Source organism: Candidatus Xianfuyuplasma coldseepsis (genome assembly GCF_014023125.1).
GTDB classification, from domain to species: Bacteria; Bacillota_I; Bacilli_A; order Izemoplasmatales; family Izemoplasmataceae; genus Xianfuyuplasma; species Xianfuyuplasma coldseepsis.
Window position 1 is genome coordinate 130,254 of record NZ_CP048914.1, and the last position, 15,233, is coordinate 145,486.

The 15,233-nt window shown below is 39.9% G+C and carries 12 protein-coding genes; all 12 read right to left on the bottom strand.

Annotation, left to right across the window (positions count from 1 at the left end):
- Positions 1 to 6 precede the first annotated feature (6 nt).
- Entirely contained in the window at positions 7 to 1,035 is a 1,029-nt protein-coding gene (locus tag G4Z02_RS00570; RefSeq protein WP_258877901.1) for a cytochrome d ubiquinol oxidase subunit II, read from the bottom strand.
- On the bottom strand, positions 1,028 to 2,197 hold the full coding sequence (locus G4Z02_RS00575) for a cytochrome ubiquinol oxidase subunit I (protein ID WP_258877902.1): 1,170 nt from the start codon (positions 2,195 to 2,197) through the stop codon (positions 1,028 to 1,030). Before G4Z02_RS00575 ends, G4Z02_RS00570 begins: the two co-directional genes overlap by 8 nt.
- A 32-nt stretch (positions 2,198 to 2,229) precedes the next feature.
- A complete protein-coding gene (locus G4Z02_RS00580) occupies positions 2,230 to 2,421 on the bottom strand; it encodes a hypothetical protein (protein WP_258877903.1) in 192 nt (63 codons plus the stop codon).
- Positions 2,418 to 3,044 (bottom strand): hypothetical protein, encoded by a 627-nt coding sequence (locus G4Z02_RS00585; RefSeq protein ID WP_258877904.1) that lies wholly within the window; start codon positions 3,042 to 3,044, stop codon positions 2,418 to 2,420. Before G4Z02_RS00585 ends, G4Z02_RS00580 begins: the two co-directional genes overlap by 4 nt.
- A 107-nt stretch (positions 3,045 to 3,151) precedes the next feature.
- A complete protein-coding gene (locus G4Z02_RS00590) occupies positions 3,152 to 5,548 on the bottom strand; it encodes a glycogen/starch/alpha-glucan phosphorylase (protein ID WP_258877905.1) in 2,397 nt (798 codons plus the stop codon).
- 77 nt (positions 5,549 to 5,625) lie between these two features.
- The gene (locus G4Z02_RS00595) at positions 5,626 to 8,040 is read right to left on the bottom strand and encodes a glycogen/starch synthase (RefSeq protein ID WP_258877906.1); all 2,415 of its coding nucleotides are present in this window, start codon (positions 8,038 to 8,040) and stop codon (positions 5,626 to 5,628) included.
- Positions 8,033 to 9,163, bottom strand: a complete 1,131-nt coding sequence (locus G4Z02_RS00600) for a glucose-1-phosphate adenylyltransferase family protein (protein ID WP_258877907.1) — start codon at positions 9,161 to 9,163, stop codon at positions 8,033 to 8,035. The genes G4Z02_RS00595 and G4Z02_RS00600 overlap by 8 nt, the downstream gene beginning before the upstream one ends.
- A gap of 1 nt (position 9,164) precedes the next feature.
- Positions 9,165 to 11,018, bottom strand: coding sequence for a 1,4-alpha-glucan branching protein GlgB (gene glgB / locus G4Z02_RS00605; protein WP_258877908.1), 1,854 nt, complete (start codon positions 11,016 to 11,018; stop codon positions 9,165 to 9,167).
- Positions 11,012 to 11,812 carry a regulatory protein RecX gene (locus G4Z02_RS00610; protein WP_258877909.1) on the bottom strand — a complete coding sequence of 267 codons (801 nt, stop codon included), beginning with the start codon at positions 11,810 to 11,812 and terminating at the stop codon, positions 11,012 to 11,014. Before G4Z02_RS00610 ends, glgB begins: the two co-directional genes overlap by 7 nt.
- Positions 11,805 to 13,250 (bottom strand): S41 family peptidase, encoded by a 1,446-nt coding sequence (locus G4Z02_RS00615; RefSeq protein ID WP_258877911.1) that lies wholly within the window; start codon positions 13,248 to 13,250, stop codon positions 11,805 to 11,807. Before G4Z02_RS00615 ends, G4Z02_RS00610 begins: the two co-directional genes overlap by 8 nt.
- Positions 13,250 to 14,134, bottom strand: a complete 885-nt coding sequence (locus G4Z02_RS00620; RefSeq protein ID WP_258877912.1) for a YitT family protein — start codon at positions 14,132 to 14,134, stop codon at positions 13,250 to 13,252. The genes G4Z02_RS00615 and G4Z02_RS00620 overlap by 1 nt, the downstream gene beginning before the upstream one ends.
- 1 nt (position 14,135) lies before the next feature.
- On the bottom strand, positions 14,136 to 15,233 hold the full coding sequence (gene prfB, locus G4Z02_RS00625; protein ID WP_258877914.1) for a peptide chain release factor 2: 1,098 nt from the start codon (positions 15,231 to 15,233) through the stop codon (positions 14,136 to 14,138).

Consider the following 15,233-nt stretch of genomic DNA (forward strand, 5'->3'; position numbering starts at 1 on the left):
TCACCCCTATTCAAAATCCTTTGCTAATTTTGTTGCAAATTTCTTATATTTCCATACCTGATATCCAATGATAACAGGGAATGCTACAACCGCTACGATAAAGATGATTTGTCCACTTTTTACTTGGGTAACAACGTCATGGATGATCATACTGGATGATGGATCGACGTTGGACGGTACGATTTCAGGAAACATACCTACGAACCCCACAATAACAAACATCGCCATAGTTAATAAACTAAAAATGAACAATTTCTTATGATCCTGTTGAAGTCCAAAATAAAGGACTAGCATCGCACATGCAAATGCTATGAAAGGTAGGATAAATAAGACCGGATATGCGGTAAACAACTCACCAACAAATAAGCGATCGGCAACATTGTATCCCATAAAGACTAACAATAATAATACGGGTACCATAATATTAAATCCAATTTTTTTCACAAACGCTAATCCTCGTTGTCCGAGTTCTCCTTCTGTTGTCAAGGCAATCCACGCGGCACCAGCGGTTACACTTAAGGCAAAAAACAACAACCCACCGGCAATTGACGTGACACTGAATATACTAAAGAAACTACCGGTTAATCCCGTACTTTCAAGCGGGAATCCATAGAACCAGTTGGTGATATATACCCCAAATAAGAAGATAATCAATGCGCTCGAAATCGCCCATGCTCTGGCATTCCATTTGACCCAGATAGGACTATCCATTTTATACAATGTTTCAATCACAATTCCGCGAGTGATTAACGCATACAGAAGCAAATAAAACACCACATATAAATACGTATAGGTCATCGCAAATGCTTGCGGAAACGCACCTAGTAAAATCGTTACCGAGGCGATGAACCAGACTTCAATTCCATCCCAATGTAAACCCGATGAATATTGAATTTGCTTTCGTTCTTGTTCGTCTTTTGCTAAGACAAGATTTAATGCACTAGAACCCGTAATAAACACTTCTTGAATCAGATACATTACCCACGTGAAGCCAATGATGATATAGAGTGCATTCGCTAGAAATAGACTACTCATGGTTCACACCTCCATCACGGGGCAAAATGCCTTTTTTAATTCGGGAAATGGTTAATACATAATCTAGGATAAACAAAATCGCATAGAATAACGTGATCGTAATAATCGAGAACCACACTTGAGCAACCGGTACATCCGATACTCCTGCACTGGTTTCCATGATGTTATAAATAATCCACGGTTGACGCCCAAGTTCAGTGACAATCCAACCTGTAATAATTGCAATGTACGGTAGTGGTACTAATTTTACATACAGAGATTGGAGGGTTGGTGATGCCTCGTATTTCTTGCGGAAAATTACGGTATACATACCAAATCCCAAGAATAAGAATCCAAGTCCAACCATGATATGGAAACTAATCCGAACAACTGCTTCAAGCGTTCCCGTTTGCAACCCTTGAATCATATTAATCTTTGTCGGTTGAACTTCGGTAATCAGCCCCATATAACTATTTCCTATCAGTGGTAATAAAATCGCCGTAATCAAGATCGTCCAGCTACCATATCGAGCGGCAATCTTGAAGATCTCTTTATCTTCTTCTTTTCCTTTTAAAAGGTGCCAGGAACTAATTGCCAAAACCACAAATCCACTGAGTAGAATTGCACTGATGTGATTATGGAAGAACATATACCATGCATACGGATTAAACACGAGCTCTGCAAAACTATTCAACACCATCTGTGTTCCATCCCATGTCGCACCAACAGGGTTGTGCATAAACCCGTTTACGGTGATAATCCAGACAGCACTAAGCGTCGTACCAATGGTGATCATTGATACCACGATCAACCGCAATTTTTTCGTCAGTTGATTTTTACGGAAGAACCAAATCCCATTGAATGTCGATTCCAAGAAGAACGCCAATATCGCTTCGAGGACTAGTGGCGAACCGAAAATCTCACCCATGACAACGGTAAAATTCCCCCAGTTGGTTCCAAATTGAACCGTCATGGCAATCCCAGTAACAATCCCAAACGCGTAGTTAATTAAGAAAATATCGCTAAAATAATTGGATAATATTTTAAACCGCTGGTCATCGCTTCGATAATACTTGATTTCGAACACCAACACCAAAATAATTAATCCAACCGTTAATGGAACAAAAATAAAATGAAATGCAATGGTTAATGCAAATTGTAATCTCGATAATATTTCTACCATATTACGACCTCCGATACTATAAATGTATTATATCACGATTCTGATGGCTTACGAATAAGTAACAGAATAAAAACAACAACCGCAACAACGGTAGCAACGATTCCACCGGTAACATGTGCATAAAACGTATTGGTCCACTCAAACACCCGCATCGCTACTGCAATCAAAACGTACAAACCAATAAACGTGATTCCGGCATAAATCATACTTTCGATAAGTTTCATTTTGAAAACTCCTTCAACAACTTATTATTGACATACAAAATCAACAACATTCCGTATATCACTTTATCAAACCACTCGCCAACCCATAATAGATGAGCAAACAATGCGAGATAAATAATGTACGCTGCCTTTTGAACCAATAACCAATCCTTTGGTTTAATTTCCCGTTTGATGATTTGAAACGATATAATCGTCAAGGGAACCATCAAGACATACGCAACAATACCAAACAGATTAATACCGTCAAATACTTCAAATACATGTAATACAGCGTGCGGACTAATCAGGATAAACCCCATAATCGACAATGTCCCGCGACGTTTTTTGATATGGCGACTTACCGTCCATTTATTGGGGAGTACACCAACCATCATCACCACAAAGAGTATCGCATAGGGGAGATATCCCCTTGTGACGTAGTCCATCCATTCTTCGGTGTGAAAGATGACTGCAAGTACCGCTAGTACAAGCGACAGAAAATACCATAGTATCCGCGCTTGAAATAGATGTGGCCATTTATATAACAATGCAGTCAACATTCCTGCCACAGCAAGAATGTTTAACGAGACACTCATCACGTCTACAATCAACAACATCAACAGCACCAAGATAACTCCAATCATCGTTTCACCTCCTAAAATTCACTAAAATATATTATACCATATAAGTACTATTGTACTTATTGAAACGCTAAAAAAACACAGCAAAAAAACAGCTTGATTCAAGCTGTTTATTTTAATGGTTCAATGTTCCATATTTCTTCGGCATACTGACGAATGGTGCGGTCGCTGCTGAAGTATCCACTTTTCGCAATGTTGATGATGCTGGCTTTAAACCATGCTTCTTCGTCTTTATAGAGCTCATTCGCCCGTTCGTGCGCTTGCCGATAACTTTCAAAATCTTCCAATACAAAGTAATGATCTTGTTGTAATAAACGATCAGAGATTTCTCGGAATTCCTCTTTGTCAACATCCTCAAAGAATCCATTGGTTAACTGATCAATGACCAACCGCAAATCGACATGGTTATGATAGACATCAAGCGGTTGATACCCTCCGTTTTCATAACGAGAATTTACTTCATCGCTTGTCAAACCAAACAAGACAATATTGTCTTCTCCGACCAGTTCCGCAATTTCCACATTCGCTCCATCTAGAGTTCCAATGGTAATCGCACCATTCATCATAAACTTCATATTTCCAGTCCCACTTGCTTCTTTCGATGCCGTTGATATTTGCTCACTAAGATCACACGCTGGCATAATACTTTCGGCATAGGTAACGTTGTAGTTTTCAACAAATACAACCTTCAGCAATTCATTGGTATCGGGATCTTGATTGACTTTATGGGCAATGGTATTGATCAACTTAATAACTTTCTTCGCAAAGTAATACCCACTCGCTGCTTTTGCTCCAAAAATGAAACTGTGAGGGACGTAATTCGCTTTAAAATCCGCATCGCTTTTTAATTTATTGTAGACATACATAATGTGCAATGCATTCATTAATTGGCGTTTGTATTCATGGAGACGTTTTACCTGAATATCAAAGATGCTACTAGGATCAAGTTCAATACCTTGTTCATCGTAAATTCGCTCTGCAAGTGCTTTTTTCTTTGCCAATTTCATTTTTTTAATTAATGCACGATATTTTTTCGTCGTTGCTTTTTTTACTAATTTCTGTAGTTCCATCGGATCGTATACCCAGTTGTCAGAAACCATATCCAAAATCGCACTCAACTCTGGATTCGAATGCAACAACCAGCGACGATGGGTAATTCCGTTGGTTTTATTGTTGAATTTTTCTGGATATAACGTATTAAAATCACGCATTTCAATATTCTTTAAGATATCCGTATGAAGCGCTGCAACACCATTGACACTAAACGATCCAACAATCGCTAAGTGTGCCATTTTAACGACACCATCGGCGATAATGGCCAATTTCGTGACAGTTTCTTGTGGATAGTTGCTATCCAATAATCCCTTGCAGAAACGACGATTAATTTCTTCGATGATTTGGTAAATCCGAGGCAATACTGGTTCAAAGATATCCACGGGCCATTTTTCAAGTGCTTCAGCTAATATCGTGTGATTGGTATAGGCACACGTATTGGTTGTAATTGTCCACGCTTGTTCCCAGTCGATATGATAATCATCAACGAGTAATCGCATTAATTCAGCAATTACTAGTGACGGATGCGTGTCATTAATTTGAATCACGATTTTATCTGGTAATGTAGATAGATCATTGTATTTTGCCATGTGTTTGCGAACAATGTTTTGTACCCCCGCAGCACTGAAGAAGTATTGCTGTTTAATTCGTAACACTTTTCCTTCTCGTGTTGCATCATCGGGATATAAAAATCCACTTATACGACGAATTTCGGTATCGTATTCAAAGGCATTCAAATGCGGAGGACGTTTATCGGTTGGTTCGGCATTCCATAACCGCAAACTGGTGACCATGCCATTGTGATTGCCGACAACGGGGACATCGTATGGTACGGCATGAATTTGTTCGTCTGGGTAATACACGGCATTTCCGTCCTCAAACGACACATACCCACCAAAGGGAATCAAGACCGCTTCTTCTTCTTTGCGAACTTCCCATACATATCCTTCTTTTAGCCAGTCATCTGGCTTCTCGACTTGGTATCCATCTTCGATTTTTTGCTCAAACAATCCGTAGCGATAACGAATTCCGTTACCAAAACCGGGATACCCCATTGATGCGATCGAATCCAAGAAACAAGCCGCAAGACGACCAAGCCCACCATTTCCAAGACCCGCATCACTTTCATAGTGTTCAATTGCATTGAGATCCAAATCTTCCATCGCAAATGCTTTTTCAATCGTGTCGCGTAATCCGAGATTCATTATGTTGTTGGTGATTAAACGACCCATCAGAAACTCCATGGAGAAGTAATACACTTCTTTATGGTCGATGTCGTGTAATTCCAAATTGGTTTCCAACCAGTTCTTTGCAATCACTTCCGACACCATTTCTCCAAGCACATGGTATTTTTGCCGAATACTGGCGTCTTTTAATTCTATAATATAACGTCTTTCAAGTCGAGATTTAAACTCGCTGAGAAACGTATATTCATCCGTAAAATAATTACTCATATAATCCACTCCTATTTGTACTACTTCATTATAACAAAGAAGAACGTTCACGATAGCGTGAAACCGTTCTCTTATTTTTAATTTTCGATAATAACCCGGTACAGTTCCATGTAACGTGACGCACTTCGCTTCAAACTATTGTCCAATTTCATTGCGCGAACCATGAGTTGATTCCAAATCGTCCGATTATTTTGATACAGATTAAGTGCAGACAAAATGGTCTGTTTGCATTCATTTGCATCGTAATTAAAGAACTTAAACCCATTTCCACGGCGAGTAATTGGATCGTATTTCATGACAGTATCAGCCAATCCACCAGTATCGCGCACAATTGGCAATGTTCCATACCTAAGGGCAATCATCTGACCCAGTCCACATGGTTCATAACGACTCGGCATTAAGAAGGCATCACACCCGGCATATATGTAATTTGGCACAGTTGCATCATAGCCTAAATTGAGTTTGATTTTATCTGGATATCGCGATTCTAGTTTTTTTAACTCTTGCTCGTACTTAATATCTCCCGTTCCCAGTAATACAAATTGAATGTTATGGTGGGCAAATAAATCATCAAAACTATGCAAGATCAAATCAAATCCTTTTTGTTCAACAATACGCGTTACCATGCCAATCATAAACCGCTCCGGATTCACTTCTAAGTTCATGATTTCTTGAAGATAGGTTTTATTGGCAACCTTTAGTTCTGGGGATTGCAACGTATAGTTGGTGTGAATCAATTTGTCTTTTCCTGGATTCCAGCTACTGGAAATCCCATTCAAAATCCCATAAAAATCCCGTTCTCGTCGCAGTAATGCATACGTTAGATTTTTACCATAATATTCATATTTCAACTCTTCTTTATATGTGGGCGAAACCGTCGATAATTTCGTTGCCATGTTGATTCCAACTTCTAAGCAATTGAAATATTCATCTCTCATCGTTGGTTCATCGATGTCGAGTTTGTCCAAAATCGAGCGATGAGTAAATCCTTGATAATCCACATTGTGGATTGTCAATAAGGTTTTTAACCCACGTAATGAAGAATGCTCAATAAGAAGCGGCATTAAGGCTGTATGCCAATCATGAACATGAACAACGTCAAATGGTTCAGCTTGTTCAATCAACATCAAGGCAGCTTTGTTAAAGAAGGCAAAACGCTCGACATCATCCTCGTAGTTATACACTTGTTTCCGATCAAAATAGTCATGACTTTCCACGAAATAGTACTGTACTTTTTTATAGGTATAACTGTATTTACGGAAGTAAACTTTCTCCGAACCAAACGTCATCGAAAATCCGTCTTCACGTTTCAGTGATTCACTAAAGGAATCCTTGATTTTTTTATACAGTGGGATAATAACCGTAACATCTTCTCCCAAACGCGCCAAGTTGCGTGACAGTGAACCGATGACATCGGCTAACCCACCCGTCTTAATAAATGGATAGGACTCACTGGCAACCATACAAATACGTTGTCGTTTTTGATTGGTGATGATTTGCTCTTTTTGCGTAATAAATGGACGGCGCAATGTACCGGTAATCATCGTATTATCTTTAACGACGGTTTGTTTATCGGTAATCGCAAATTCAATGTGGGCATTTTCCTCGATGAAACAACCACTCATAACATAGGAATTTTTGACAATTGCCCCACGTCGAATGATGACATCGCGACCAATTATACTGTTGATTACAGTTCCATCGACAACGCTACCACTGGACACCATCGAGTTTTCAATTCGCGCATTTTGTCCGTATTTTGCAGGTGGAGCAGTCTTCTCTTTTGAGAAGATTGGTCGGTCCTCGCGGAAGACATTGCGTCCCGTATCAAACCGCAGCATATCCAAGTTACTTTTCAAGTAATTGAAGGCATCCGTAATCGTTCGGGTATACCCTTGGTGTTTATAAATGTGAACTTTGATATTCGGCGCTTTTTCAACTAAATCAAGCATATTTCGATATTCCAAAGTATCATAGGTAAGAATGTATTCCAATAACAGTTTTTTGGAAATCACAAATGTCTTAAGGCGGATATTCTGATGCATAACTTCGGTAATATCTGCGCCTTCTTCAATATGGTTGGTCAATACCTTTCTAAAGTCAATATTCCAGACAATATTCGGTGCGGTAATAACCGCATATTCTTGGTTGGAACGTCGGAAATATTCAATGTGTTCATACATCCGTTGGAACGAGATCATATTCCCAGGAATAATGTTTAAATTCTTCGGAGGAAGAATAAATAATCCGTCGCGACGACGGTCCAAATCCCACCGTTTTCCACTTCCAATATGATCCTGTAAACTCCGATAATTTCCATACGGAAAAATCGCGACATTTGTGATGCCACTGTTGCGCATATTACTCAAGGTAAAATCAATCAGTCGGAATTTTCCAGCAAAAGGTAATGCACCGGGCATCCGATGTAAGGTCAGTTGATCAAGGTTTTCTTTAAAGGTTGCATCAATCACTGCAAGGATACTTTTATTCATGTTGGTACCCCTCCTGTTTTAGGTAATCTTCATCGATTACCTTGACCTTGTCACATTCAATTCTTGTGTATGGAGGAATTCTCGTATGATCCAATATGATGACATTTTTTAGTACACTTCCCGTTCCAATATGAACGTGTTCATAAATAATGCAATCACGTATTAACGCCCCATCTTCAACAACGATCGAACTGGATAATACACTGTGATAGATATCACCAAGAATCAGGCATCCATCACTGATGAGTGTATTGTGGATGATGGATTGTTTGCCGATATGATGTGGCGGTAAGTTTGAGGACTTTGTATATACAGGTGAATCAACGTATTCATGTAGTTTTAATAGTTGCGGATTATCAATCAATTCCATATTGGCCTTGAATAGACTGTTGATGGTTCCAACATCACGGAAATACCCGTTAAAACGATAGACATGAATCCGTTTGTTCTTGTGTATGGCAAGGGGAATGATATCGTGTCCAAAATCAACATTCTCCTGCTCATTTTCCGCTAATAGTTGACGCAACACTTCACGTTTAAAGACATAGATTCCCATCGATGCTAGATTCGATTTCGGATGATCTGGTTTTTCTTCGAAATTCGTCACCCATCCATCATTTGTCGCCGTGATAATGCCAAATCGCGATGCATTTTTCGATGCGTGAAATGCACCAATGGTGACATCAGCATCTACGGCAATGTGATCCTCAATCATCTGTGTATAGTTCATTTTGTATATATGATCTCCACTGAGGATAAGGACATAATCCGCTTGGTATTGATCAATGTAGCGAAAATGTTGTTTGATCGCATGGGCCGTCCCTTTTTGCCATAAGTCTCCATCCATACTTGTGTACGGCGTCAAAAAGCTGATTCCACCATCATTAATATCCAAGTCCCATGTACTACCATGGCCGATATAGCTCATTAATTCATGGGGTTCATATTGGGTAATAATACCGGCTGTGTCAATGTTCGAATTGGATAAATTACTCAATACAAAATCAATCAGTTTGTATTTCCCAGCAAAAGCAACCGCTGGTTTTGCGGTTTTCTTTGTGATGTTTTCCAATCGACTTCCACGACCCCCAACAAGGACCATGGCAATGACACGTTTTTTCATATTATTCCTCCCGTTTTAAGATCGTAACGGATAATGGAGCGACCACCATTTGCAAGGATTGTTCAAATCCATGCATGGGGATATCTTCGGTAAACATGGTGTCTCCGTTATAGATATTACTACCACCATAAATATCTTTATCACTGTTGATAACTTCCGCAAAGGATCCTGCTTGCGGTACACCGATACGGAAATTGTGATGGACTAGTGGTGTCATATTGATAATGACACATACAAAATCATTTGAATCTTTGGCGTAACGAACAAAGCTAAAGATGCTTTGATCCGAGTTCGAGGCATCAATCCACGCAAATCCCATAGGTTGATGATCGAGCTCATAAAGCGGTTTGTGATATTTTACAACGCGGTTCATATCATGTACGAATCGCTGTGCTGCTCGATGCAATGGGTATTGCAATAAATGCCAGTCCAACTCCTCATAATCTTTCCATTCATGCATTTGGGCAAACTCACCACCCATGAAGAGTAAGGTCTTACCAGGATGGGTAAAGAACATCCCCATCAACACTCGATAGTTGGCAAATTTTTGCCAGTAATCCCCAGGCATCTTATTCACCAATGATTTCTTTCCATGGACGACTTCGTCATGGGATAGTGGTAACACGTAGTTTTCACTGAACGCATAGCTTAAACCAAACGTAATATTATTGTGATGGTATTTTCGGTAAATCGGATCTTTTTCAAAGTATTCCAATGTATCGTTCATCCAACCCATATTCCATTTGTAGTTGAATCCCAAACCACCCTGATCGACAGGATGCGTTACTTTGGGATATGCAGTGGAGTCCTCAGCAATTAATAACGCATTGGGAAACTCTTGAAAAATCTGGGTTGACAGGTTCCGTAAAAAAGTCAATGCGCCATGGTTTTCCCCATTTCTTGAATCGCCAAGAAAATAGATGATATTGCTCACGGCATCAATCCGAAATCCATCGACATGGAAGTATTTCATCCAAAACAAGGCGTTACTTATCAAGAAACTTTGTACTTCACCTCGCCCTAGATCAAGATTGGCTGTTCCCCAAACGACATTTTCCCGCTTCCACTCTTCACTGTATTCATAAAGTGGTTCACCATCAAACATATACAGTCCGTGTTCATCACGGTTGATGTGTCCTGGGACCCAGTCCAAAATGACTTTAATACCATGTTGATGACATCGATCGACTAAATACATAAAATCCTTTGGCACACCATACCGTGCGGTTGCACTGTAGTATCCAACACCTTGGTATCCCCATGATTGATCAAGAGGATGCTCGATTACCGGCATGAGTTCCAGATGCGTAAACCCGTTATCGAGAAGATATGGTATCAATAAATCAACGACTTCATTGTATTTATGATAACTGCCATCTGGTTTTGTCATCCACGTACCAAGATGGCACTCGTATATGCTCATTTGATGATCATAGGGAGCTTCATTATTGCGATGATTCATATACTCACCATCGTTCCAATAATACCCATCCAGATCATAGATTTTGGACATTTGCTCCGGTCGTTCTGCACTAAAATATCCATAGGGATCAACTTTGTATAAAGTGCGTCCATCCCATGTCTTAATTTCATACTTGTATTGATGCCATTCCTTTGCACTATCGATAAACAAGCTCCAAATACCGACATCATCGACTTTGCTTAAGTTGTGAACCCAAGCTTGGAATCCATTAAATTCACCAAGTACCGATACTTCTTTCGCATGGGGTGCCCATACGGTAAACTCGGTACCGAGGATAGTCCCTTTTTTATCTTTTTTCAAATGCGCACCAAAAATGCGATAGGCATCGTATAGTTGTCCTTGATTAAAGAAGTATAAGTCGTCTTTTAACATGGTGATTCCTCCTCAAGCAGTTCCTTTATTCGGTCGTAATTAAATCCTTTGCGTAATAATTTTTGTATCAGTTTTTGGCGATCATCATAGTGATCAATATCATGTGTTTTTCGTAGGAAGCAGTACTCTTTTTGAAGTAGTTCACGATCATCGATTTGTTCTAGGATATCATCCTTAAACGATACAATTGCGCTGTCGATGACATGTAGATGAAAGCCACGATTTATCGCTTTTCGTTTTAGTGATTCAATATACTTTCGGTACGGTTTTTTGATGGTATAACGAATATCTTTGCGAATAAAATCTTCCATTTTTGCATATTCAAGGGTCTCGGTATACCGTTGTAACTCGGAATCAATCAAATCGTAGTGAATCCCTTTTTGAATCAATTTTTCTTTGATTTTTATGGGGCCGATGATATCGTATTCCAACTTCTCGGATACGTACTCTTTGACGTAGGTTGCATCGTTTATATAGTGATCCTTTTTCAATCGATCAACGATTGTTTGAATCACGGATTCATCGCTGGTAGATTTACCAAGATGTTTTTTGACTTCACTGATGGTTCGCATTTGGTAGGAGATAAAATGTAACGCTTTGTTGTAGAGTTGATCGTACTCATTCTCCTGAACCAGTTGACGATAAAACGCTGTGGGTAATTCTTGTCCAATTTCAAGATGATGGGTATAAATGAAATGCATCGAGACAACATGGTGATGTGTCACCTGGTTCTCTTGTACCTCTAACACCGCTTGTTCTTGTTTGGCCGAGGTGATGTTGGTGATTTTAATCACGGTCGGGATGGTCTACCAAATACTCAATGGCTGCTAACAACTGAGAGTCATCCATTGGATTATCTTGAAACTCATCAAGGGCATCATTCAAGATTGCCAAGACATCATTGTCCACAATTCCATTCACCGTCAACCCATTGTTGGTTTGAATGTCGATAATGGCTGTTTGCGTCGCCATATCAAAATACCCATCTTGACGGACAACATAGCCCATTACATGAAGGATGTATTGCATGTTTTCAATCCGCTCGTCAACTTGATCAAAGACAAAGGTTTCATCATCAAACAAGAACATTTTATACGCGGTCTCGTACACCGATTGTTCCACGACAATATCCGGTGTAATGCCATCGGTACCACCGTTGAAATGAACCCAGTTTCCATCACTGGTAAACCATTTACCTAAGGATAGGTGGAGTCGATCGCTTCCAGTTGTCTGAATGATCGGATTGGTCTGCATTGTTCCTTTGCCATAGGTTGTTGTTCCAATCAATGTATAGTTTCCGTGCTCTTGCATCGCCGAAGCAAACACTTCCGATGCACTGGCACTACCACCATTGACAAGGGTGACAATATTGTATGCTTTATATTCATCCCTTGTTCCATAGTAATCATCATGATAAAACGTACCGTTGTAATAGTACTCGGTATAGAACATCGGGTATTGATCACGTACTAAAAATTCTTGGAGCATACTTGTTACTGTTGGTAAGTACCCACCACCATTATTGCGTAAATCAATGATCATGCTATCGATGTTTTGGGCTTCTAAGGCTTCGATTGCATCGGCAAACTTTTCTGTGGTTTCATCACCAAATTGATTTACTTGAATGTATCCGATGAGCTGTCCATTTTCTTCATAGGTTGTATAAACAACACTGCTGTTATTGATGACAGCACGGGTTAACTCTTTGGTTATGATTTCATCTTCACCTGCTCGTACAATTCCGATTGTAAGAGTTGTTCCTTCATCACCAAGAATCATAGCTAAGATGTTGTACATATCGTCTCCACGTACATCAATTCCATCGACAAAGGCAATAATATCGTTCGGTTGCATACCGGCATCATGAGCTGGGCTTCCAGGGAATACATCTTCAATGATGAGTAATCCATTCACCATAGTGACACGAACGCCAATGCCAACATAGGATTCTCCAAAACCAGCTTGAAAGTTTGCATAGGCCTCACCATCAATATAATACGTGTGAGGATCTTCTAACGATGAGATCATGCCATCAATCATCCCTTGGTATAGTTCTTCTTCGGTTGGCTGTGAATAGTGGTCTTCCATCAACTTGTCCATCACTTCTAAAACCACTGCATCTTCTAGTTCTGTTGGTCCAGTATATCCTTCATCAACGGTTAATTGTCCAACATAAAAACTTGCTCCTATCGCTATAATAAAGGCCAGTACGGCAACAATTCGTTTCATCATTATGCATCACTCTCACTTTCGATAAAATCCCCATGTATTTCCGTAGCTGGGGTTACATAGACAAAGGCTTCATCATCAATCGATGCAATGATATTACGGATGAGATAATATTCTCTTCTCGTGATGACTGTTACCAGCATGATTTTATCATGTCCAGTATACCCACCTTTGATATTCATAACAGTAACACCGCGTGAAACCGAAGCAAAGATTGCTTCTTTGATTTCATCGGGATGATTGGTAATAATTTGCATTGCTTTTTTCGAGTTGCTTCCGACAACAACGACATCGGCTAGACGACCACTGATATAAATTGATATCAAAGCGTAAAGTCCAACAACTAGACCGTTACTATTCAAGAAGGCAAGAATCCCGATACTGACAATTATGCCGTCAAATAGATAGACACTCGTGCTAATCGGGACATTGAATTTCTTGTTCAAGATTTTTACAGGAATATCCGTTCCACCACTTGTTCCACCGTATTTCAGCATGAGGCCAAATCCAATTCCGACCAACGCCCCACCAAACACGGTACCGATGACGTAATCCCCTTGAAGATCGACTACTGGAACAAAGCGTTCCAAGAGTAATAGTACCGTGGGAAACAAGATACTACCATAGATACTGCGTAAGAATATCCGTTTTCCGAGTACTAGTAGTCCCAGTATCAACAAGAACCCATTCAAGATATAGACAAAAATCGAGACATCCCACTCAAACCAATGTTCAAGGACAATCCCAAGTCCGGTGACACCACCGGCGACCAATCGCAGTGGAATTAAAAAGAAATGAAATCCAGCTGCCATGAGAATAATCCCAAGGCTAATCATACTATATTGTTCGACTTTTGTTATCTGTCGTAAGGGGGTGTGTTTTTTCATGTTAATCCTCTTGTACTTGATGTTTTAAATATGCTTGAATAAACGGCATGACATCGCCGTCCATTACTTTTTGAACATTTCCCGTTTCTTCGTTGGTACGATGATCTTTCACCATCGAATAGGGATGCATGACATAACTGCGTATTTGAGACCCAAAGGCATTGGCTTGATCGCTGCGATAACTGGACAATTCTTCTTGTTTTTTTGCCAGCTCCATCATATATAATTTCCCTTTTAATATGTTTAAGGCGGTTTCTCGATTTTTGATTTGAGACCGTTCATTTTGAACGGTAACAACGGTGCCCGTCGGGATATGTGTCACACGTACGGCACTATCGGTTGTATTCACCGATTGTCCTCCTGCACCACTGCTGCGATACGTATCAATTTTGAGTTCATTCTCTAGTAATTCCACTTCAACCGAATCATCAATTTCCGGAATAACGGTGACGCTGGCAAAACTCGTGTGACGACGTCCACCGGAATCAAATGGACTGATGCGAACCAATCGGTGCACCCCGTGTTCCGCTTTTAAATACCCAAAACTATTGGTTCCACGAATCGCGAATGTTACCCGTTTAATTCCAGCTTCTTCACCGGCTAAATAATCAAGCAATTCAAAGGTAAATCCATTACTTTCTGCAAATCGCATATACATCCGATAGAGCATACTCGCCCAATCTTGGCTTTCGGTACCACCGGCACCTGGATGAATCTCAAGGATGGCGTCCAAGCCATCGTTTTCACCATTTAACAACAGTTCAATCCGTAGTTCTTCAGCTTGTTTTTTTAAAGTTACTGTCTGATCTTCAAATTCATCAAGCATCGATTCTCCTGACTGAATGAATTCGTAGAGAACTTCGATATCTTCAAACAAGCTGACAAAGTCTGCTAATCGATCATATCGTTGTTTTAATCCTTTGAGTCGTTTGATGGTCTTATTGGCTTTGGCAACATCACTCCAAAAATCCTGATCGTACGTTTGACGATCAAGATGATCTACTTCGTGCTTTAAAGCATCGATGGATACCATTGATGTAATGTCTTCCACCAATCGAGATACTTCTAAAAATATCGGTTTCACTTCATTTATTTGCAT

Excerpts from the sequence above, each read along its gene's own strand:
- G4Z02_RS00570 (WP_258877901.1), bottom strand. The coding sequence starts at position 1,035 with ATGAGTAGTCTATTTCTAGCGAATGCACTCTATATCATCATTGGCTTC.
- G4Z02_RS00575 (WP_258877902.1), bottom strand. The coding sequence starts at position 2,197 with ATGGTAGAAATATTATCGAGATTACAATTTGCATTAACCATTGCATTT.
- G4Z02_RS00595 (WP_258877906.1), bottom strand. The coding sequence starts at position 8,040 with ATGAATAAAAGTATCCTTGCAGTGATTGATGCAACCTTTAAAGAAAAC.
- G4Z02_RS00615 (WP_258877911.1), bottom strand. The coding sequence starts at position 13,250 with ATGATGAAACGAATTGTTGCCGTACTGGCCTTTATTATAGCGATAGGA.
- G4Z02_RS00585 (WP_258877904.1), bottom strand. The coding sequence starts at position 3,044 with ATGATTGGAGTTATCTTGGTGCTGTTGATGTTGTTGATTGTAGACGTG.
- G4Z02_RS00600 (WP_258877907.1), bottom strand. The coding sequence starts at position 9,163 with ATGAAAAAACGTGTCATTGCCATGGTCCTTGTTGGGGGTCGTGGAAGT.
- G4Z02_RS00620 (WP_258877912.1), bottom strand. The coding sequence starts at position 14,134 with ATGAAAAAACACACCCCCTTACGACAGATAACAAAAGTCGAACAATAT.
- prfB (WP_258877914.1), bottom strand. The coding sequence starts at position 15,233 with ATGCAAATAAATGAAGTGAAACCGATATTTTTAGAAGTATCTCGATTG.
- G4Z02_RS00580 (WP_258877903.1), bottom strand. The coding sequence starts at position 2,421 with ATGAAACTTATCGAAAGTATGATTTATGCCGGAATCACGTTTATTGGT.
- glgB (WP_258877908.1), bottom strand. The coding sequence starts at position 11,018 with ATGTTAAAAGACGACTTATACTTCTTTAATCAAGGACAACTATACGAT.
- G4Z02_RS00590 (WP_258877905.1), bottom strand. The coding sequence starts at position 5,548 with ATGAGTAATTATTTTACGGATGAATATACGTTTCTCAGCGAGTTTAAA.